The sequence below is a fragment of the Massilia sp. PWRC2 genome (assembly GCF_049896725.1).
Taxonomy (GTDB): domain Bacteria; phylum Pseudomonadota; class Gammaproteobacteria; order Burkholderiales; family Burkholderiaceae_D; genus JAFCUW01.
Window position 1 is genome coordinate 1 of sequence record NZ_JAFCUW010000025.1, and the last position, 6,939, is coordinate 6,939.

General features: G+C 61.0%; 4 protein-coding genes. 2 read left to right on the forward strand and 2 right to left on the reverse strand.

Features of this window, described 5'->3' with window-relative positions:
* The first annotated feature begins 425 nt into the window (after nt 1–425).
* Nucleotides 426–2,300 carry a sigma-54-dependent Fis family transcriptional regulator gene (locus ACP7BZ_RS22695; RefSeq protein WP_426117434.1) on the forward strand — a complete coding sequence of 625 codons (1,875 nt, stop codon included), beginning with the start codon at nt 426–428 and terminating at the stop codon, nt 2,298–2,300.
* Nucleotides 2,301–2,334: 34 nt separating this feature from the next.
* Here the strand turns inward: ACP7BZ_RS22695 and ACP7BZ_RS22700 are convergent, their stop codons facing one another.
* On the reverse strand, nt 2,335–2,721 hold the full coding sequence (locus ACP7BZ_RS22700; RefSeq protein WP_426117436.1) for a DUF779 domain-containing protein: 387 nt from the start codon (nt 2,719–2,721) through the stop codon (nt 2,335–2,337).
* A gap of 25 nt (nt 2,722–2,746) precedes the next feature.
* Complete coding sequence (gene adh / locus ACP7BZ_RS22705; protein ID WP_426117438.1) at nt 2,747–4,267, reverse strand: aldehyde dehydrogenase; 1,521 nt, start codon at nt 4,265–4,267, stop codon at nt 2,747–2,749.
* A 372-nt stretch (nt 4,268–4,639) separates the two neighbouring features.
* Between adh and ACP7BZ_RS22710 the strand changes: the two genes are divergently transcribed.
* Complete coding sequence (locus ACP7BZ_RS22710) at nt 4,640–6,766, forward strand: TonB-dependent receptor family protein (protein ID WP_426117440.1); 2,127 nt, start codon at nt 4,640–4,642, stop codon at nt 6,764–6,766.
* Nucleotides 6,767–6,939 lie beyond the last annotated feature (173 nt).

Consider the following 6,939-nt stretch of genomic DNA (forward strand, 5'->3'; position numbering starts at 1 on the left):
GACCGAAGTCACTGGCACTTTCATCAAACGCCCACACTTATCGACTGTTAATTGTTAAAGAACTTTATTCGGTACTGATTCTGCGCGGTGCGAAGCGTTGTGTTCGTTGCAGCAGAGAGATGAGATTATGCAGCACTTCCGCGATCTTGTCACCTACTTATTTTGCTGCAACATCGAAAAAAAGGGCCCCACCGTTTGTTCTGCTAAACCGGTTGCATCGGCGCGGCGCCACGCCGTCCACATGCTAAAGTTAAAGGCACACCTTGACATGGGCGGCGCTGAAGCCGATACCCGTAATCAACGTGCCCATCCAGACACAGAGCCCCGTTCGAGGGCCGCACCGGAGACAGACAGTCATGCATAACGCAACTGCACAGGGCGCGCTTTGCCCAGCGCTTCATCCCGGCAACAACTGGGATGACCAAATGCCGCTCATTATCGCGTCATCGCATCAGCGCTCGCTCAGCTACGGCCTCTTGCCCGACGCCCGCTCTGATTTTAGTCCCCTCGAACGCAACGATCTGGCCCTGCTCATCGAACAGAACCGCATGTTGCACACCCATGCGGTGCCGGCCATGGAAACGCTATACCAGCAGATCATCAATACCCACAACATGGTCATCCTCACCGATGCGAACGGCATCATCGTCCATTCACTGGGCGACGACGACTTCCTCGAAAAGGCCAGCCGGGTGGCGCTGCAGCCCGGCGTCGCTTGGTCAGAACAGAGCAAGGGCACCAATGCGATCGGCACCGCGATCGCCGAAAAGACCGCCACGCTGGTGCACGCCACCCAGCACTATCTGACCGCCAACCATTTTCTTACATGCTCGGCCGCGCCGATTACCAACCACGCCGGCAATGTGGTGGGCGTGCTCGACGTCTCCGGCGACCAGCGCAGCTTTCACAAGCACACCATGGCGCTGGTGCGCATGTCGGCGCTGATGATTGAAAATCAGCTGTTTTCGGCCACCTTCGACGACGCCATTACCCTGCACTTCCATGCACGGCAGGAATTTATCGGCACTCTCATGGAAGGCATCGTCTCTTTTACGCCAGGCGGACGCTTTCTGGCAGCCAATCGCAACGGTCTGTTCCAGCTGGGCCTGCCGTTCGCGGCGCTGCAGTCGCATACCTTGAGCTCGCTGTTCGGCATGCCGGTCTCCAGCGTGTTCGACCACTACCGCACAGCCGCTCCCGGGCTGCTTGATCTGTGCATGCATAGCGGCGTGCGGGTCTACGGCCGCGCGAAGTTACGACTGTCGAAGGACATCCAGGCCCTCTCTGGCAATCACGAGCGCGCCAGCGGGACGACGCAGCTGCCCTTGTCGCATGCGAAACAGACAGCGCGGCGGCTGTCGGGGCTGCGCTACTTGAACACGGGCGATCCGCAACTGGAACAGCTGATCGCCAAGGTCAACAAGGTGCTGGGGCGCGATATTCCGATCTTGGTAATGGGGGAGACGGGCACCGGCAAGGAATTGCTGGCGCAGGCCATCCACAACGATTCACCCCGCGCCAGTGGGCCATTCGTGGCAGTGAACTGTGCATCGATTCCTGAAACGCTGATTGAATCGGAGCTGTTTGGTTACGAAGATGGCGCCTTTACAGGCGCGCGCAAGAAGGGCTCGATCGGCAAGATTCTGGCCGCCAATGGCGGCACGCTATTTCTCGATGAAATCGGCGACATGCCGCTCGGCTTGCAGGCCCGCCTGCTGCGGGTGCTGCAGGAACGCATGGTCACTCCGCTCGGCAGCGGCAAGTCGATTGCCGTCAATGTTGAACTAATTTGCGCGACCAATCACAACCTGCGCGAACGCATCGCCCGCGGGCTGTTCCGCGAAGACCTGTATTACCGCCTCAATGGCCTGGTGGTCAAGTTGCCGCCCCTGCGCGAACGTACCGACCTGGAAACCGTGGTCAAGAAAATTCTCGCCACCGAATCGAGCGGCGCTCACTATGCGGTGTCGAACGATCTGTTAGCCATGTTCAAGCGGCACAAGTGGCCTGGCAACTTCCGCCAACTGACCAACCTGCTGCGCACCGCGATCATCATGGCGGGCGACGAGCACGAGATCAGCCTGCTCCACATGCCCGACGATTTTCTTGACGACATTGTCGACACCGCCGTGCAGGCGGCAGCCGCGCCCCTGTCCGCCACGGGCACCAGGCTGGAACAAATGGAACATGCGGCCATCGTGCGCGCCCTTGAGGCGCATGGCGGCAATGTGTCGGCCACCGCGCGTTCGCTCGGGGTCTCGCGCACGACGATTTACAGAAAAATGCCCCACCTGAAATAGATGGCCGGGCGCGCCCGCTACCGCGTATACAGCCTCAACTGGCGGCGCCGCTCCCCTGCGACGCCAGTTGAGCAAACTCCTCATCGGTGAACAGGCGTGAGCGCGTCAAAAAGCGCCGCCCCGTTCCGTTATCCAATGAAAACATGCCGCCATTGCCGACTACCACATCGATAATCAGCTGGGTGTGCTCCCAGTAGGCGAACTGCTCGAGTCCCATATAAAACGGCGCGCCGTTCAGCTTGCCGAGATAGACGTCGCTGTCGCTGACGGCGAACTCGCCGGCCGGGTAACACATGGGCGCGCTGCCATCGCAACAGCCGCCCGACTGGAAAAACATGATAGGACCGTGCCGCTCGCGCAACGCGGCGATCATCAAGAGGGCCGCTGGCGTCGCGGTGACCCGGTCGAGCGAGAGTGTCATGGCTGGCCTTTTAGCGCATAAATGTTCAGAAGAACCCGAGCGCTTTGGGGCTGTAGCTAACCAGCAGATTCTTGGTCTGCTGGTAGTGGTCGAGCATCATCTTGTGGTTTTCGCGACCGATGCCAGACTGCTTGTAACCGCCGAACGCCGCGTGCGCCGGATACAGGTGGTAGCAGTTGGTCCACACGCGGCCCGCCTGGATGGCGCGACCGACACGGAAGGCGCGCGAGCCATCGCGTGTCCACAGGCCCGCACCGAGGCCATACAGGGTATCGTTGGCGATGCGGATGGCGTCGGCTTCGTCCTTGAAGGTGGTAACGGAGACGACCGGCCCGAAGATTTCCTCCTGGAAGATGCGCATCTTGTTGTCGCCCTTGAAAACGGTCGGCGTGACGTAATAGCCGCCCTTGAGGTCACCTTGCTGGTCGCAGCGGGCGCCACCGGCGAGCAATTCGGCCCCCTCCTGCTTGCCGATGTCAAGATACGACAAGATTTTTTCCAGCTGCTCTTGCGAGGCCTGGGCACCGATCATGGTCGAGGCGTCGAGCGGATTGCCCTGCTTGATGGCGGCGACCCGTTTGAGGGCCCGTTCGATGAATTTTTCGTAGATCGATTCCTCGATCAACACGCGCGACGGACAGGTGCACACCTCGCCCTGGTTCAGCGCGAACATGGCAAAGCCTTCCAGGCATTTATCGAAGAAATCATCATCGGCATCCATGACGTCGGCAAAAAACACGTTCGGTGACTTGCCGCCCAGCTCAAGGGTGACGGGAATCAGGTTTTGCGCCGCATAACCCATGATCAGGCGGCCCGTCCCCGTCTCGCCCGTAAACGCGATCTTGGCGATGCGCTTGTTCGACGCCAGCGGTTTACCCGCTTCGAGGCCGAAACCATTGACGATGTTGAGCACGCCAGGCGGCAACAGGTGGCCGATCAGCTCGATGAGCACCATGATCGACGCCGGCGTCTGCTCGGCTGGCTTGAGCACCACGCAATTGCCAGCGGCCAGCGCCGGCGCCAGCTTCCACACCGCCATCAGGATCGGGAAGTTCCACGGAATGATTTGACCGACCACGCCGAGCGGCTCGTGAAAATGGTACGCGTACGTCTCATGGTCGATCTGCGCAACCGAGCCTTCCTGGGCGCGGATGCAGCCGGCAAAATAGCGGAAGTGATCAATTGCCAGCGGGATGTCGGCGGCCATGGTCTCGCGAATTGGCTTGCCATTGTCGATCGTCTCGGCGGTGGCGATCAGGGTCAGGTTCGCTTCCATGACGTCGGCGATCTTGTTGAGGATATTCGCCCGCTCAGTCTGCGAAGTCTTGCCCCAGGCTTCTTTGGCGGCGTGGGCGGCGTCCAGCGCCAGTTCGATATCGGCGGCGCTGGAGCGGGCGATTTCGCAAAATACTTCGCCGGTAATCGGCGTGATATTGCCGAAGTATTCGCCGTTGACGGGGGCGACGAAGGCGCCGCCAATATAATTGTCGTAGCGTGGCTTGAAAGGGTTGGCAACGCCCAGTTTGCTGATGTCCGCGAGATTCATGTCGTCCTCTAAGTGGTGGTGTGGTCAAACCGCGGTGGCGGCCCGATCGTCTGCTCTACCCCTGTCATCTCGCAAATGCCGTGCCAGCGCACGTCGGCCTTGCGGCCATAGGTGATGCCCACCGCGCGATGCTGCACAACTGTCCCAGAATCGAACAGCTGTCACGAAACGGGACAACGATCAGCGCGACACTGTCGCGACGAAGCTTGGCGCAATCGGCTGTCCGCGCGATCGACATCCCTTCGACAAAGAGCGTGACTGTCAATGCTGGCAGCAAGCTGCGTGCCACGTCTCGGGTGCGGCGCAACCAAGCGCCGGACGGGTATATTGCTACTCAACGGTCATTGTCGCCTTTCATTGATGGAGAATTTCATGCATCACCCGTTTCGACTCAAGGCCGTCGCCAGCCTGTTTGCCGCCAGCTCGACGCTGCTGGCACCGGTGGCGCGCGCCACCGACCCCATGCTGCCGATGGCTGATGTGGTGGTGGTCAGTGGCAGCCGCATCGCCCATACCAGCTTCGACCTGCCGGCAGCGGTCGATGTCGTCGACGCCGCCCGTATCAGCGACGGCCAGATGCGCGTGAATGCCTCCGAGGCGCTGGCCTCGGTACCTGGTTTGGTGGCGCAGAACCGGCAAAACTATGCGCAAGACTTGCAGATTTCCTCGCGCGGTTTTGGCGCCCGCTCGGCCTTCGGCGTGCGCGGCGTGCGCCTGATCGGCGACGGCGTACCGGCGACCATGCCGGACGGCCAGGGACAACCGTCGGCCTTCAACCTGGATCGGGCCGAACGCATCGAAGTATTGCGCGGCCCCTTCTCGGCCATCTACGGCAACCACTCGGGCGGCGTGATCCAGCTGTTTACGCGCGACGGCCAGGGCCGGCCGACACTCGAGACCAACCTGGCCAGCGGCAGCGATGGCGCCCGCAAGACAGATATCAGCGCGCAAGGCAGCAGCGGCGCGCTCGGCTACGTCATCGATGCATCGCGCTTCGCCACCGACGGCTACCGCGACCACAGTGCTGCCACCCGCGACCAGTCCTTCGTCAAGCTGACCATGACGCCCACGAAGGACGGCACACTGACCCTGGTGGCCAACACATTGCGCCAGGATGGGACTGAAGATCCGCTGGGCGTGACCTGGGCCACCTACCAGCGTGACCCGCGCGCCGGCGAAATTGACACCACCGACACGCAAACGCCGAAGCGCACCCTGGCCGGGCGTTACAACACGCGCAAGGATATCCGCCACCAGCAAATCGGCATCGCCTACGACCAGAAATTCGGCGACGACCGCCTGCACGTCATGACCTATGGTGGTAACCGCCAGGTCGTCCAATACCAGGCGTTTTCAAAAGGCTTTCAGGCGGCGCCATCGCAATCGGGCGGCGTAGTCGATTTCGACCGCAATTTTTATGGCGTCGATATCAACTGGGTCAGCATCCGCGCGTTGGCGGCGGGCACACTGACCACCACCATCGGCATCGACTACGGCCACTCGACCGACGAGCGTACCGGCTACGAAAATTTTATCGGCAGCCAGCTTGGCGTGCAGGGCGCGCTGCGGCGCGACGAGCAGGACACCCTCGCCAGTGCCGATCCCTACCTGCAGGCCGAATGGCAGGCAGGCGCGTGGGTATTAACGGGTGGCATGCGCCACACGCGCCTGACGGTGCAGGTGGGCGACCGCTTCCTTGCCAATGGCAATGATAGCGGTAGTGCCAATTTTAGCCATACGACGCCTGTACTGGGCGTACTGTACAAGGTCAATCCACTGCTCAATGTGTATGCCAGCACCGCGCGCGGATTTGAGACGCCGACTTTGAACGAGTTGTTTTATTCGGGCACCGGCGGCGGCTTCAATTTCAATTTACGCGCCGCCCAGAGCACGCACCTGGAAGCGGGCGCCAAAGCCATCATCGCTCCCAACACACGCATCAACGGCGCGCTATTCCAGGTCCGCACCAGCGATGAACTGGTGGTCGACAGCGCCGTCGGCGGCAGAACCAGCTACAAAAACGCCAGCAAGACGCTACGCCAGGGCGCTGAACTATCGATCGATAGCACGCTCGGCGCAGGCATCAGCGGCCGGGTCGCCGTCACTGCGCTGCGCGCCGTCTATGACGAGGGTGTGGGCAACGTGCTGGCGGGCAGCCGCCTGCCCGGCGTGCCGAACGCCAACCTGTTCGCCGAACTGGCGTGGAAGAATGCGTCGGACCATATCGGCGCCGCCCTCGAAACCATCGCCAGCAGCAAAATCTATGCAGACGATGCGAACAGCGACATCCCGGCGCCCGGTTATACGGTGCTCAACGCGCGCGTCAATGCGAAACAGGTGGTGGGTGCATGGCGCTTCAAGCAGTTCGCCCGCGTCAATAATCTGCTGGACCGCGGCTATATCGGCTCGCTGATCGTTGGCGACACCAACAAACGCTATTACGAAGCAGCGCCGGGCCGCAACTGGATGGTCGGCGCCAGCATCGCGTACACGTTTTAATCGCTTGATAGTTTAACGCTGGCGCGCTGCGCCAGCTGTCACCACTTTAAAAACCGCAGACGTAAAAAAACCCCGCACATCACTGTACGGGGTTTTCTCACTATAACTAGCCTGACGATAACCTACTTTCACACTGGTTGCAGCACTATCATCGGCGTAATATCGTTTCACGG

Bases quoted from the DNA above. Each gene is read 5' to 3' on its own strand.
- ACP7BZ_RS22695 (WP_426117434.1), top strand. From the start codon at position 426: ATGCCGCTCATTATCGCGTCATCGCATCAGCGCTCGCTCAGCTACGGC.
- ACP7BZ_RS22700 (WP_426117436.1), bottom strand. From the start codon at position 2,721: ATGACACTCTCGCTCGACCGGGTCACCGCGACGCCAGCGGCCCTCTTG.
- adh (WP_426117438.1), bottom strand. From the start codon at position 4,267: ATGAATCTCGCGGACATCAGCAAACTGGGCGTTGCCAACCCTTTCAAG.
- ACP7BZ_RS22710 (WP_426117440.1), top strand. From the start codon at position 4,640: ATGCATCACCCGTTTCGACTCAAGGCCGTCGCCAGCCTGTTTGCCGCC.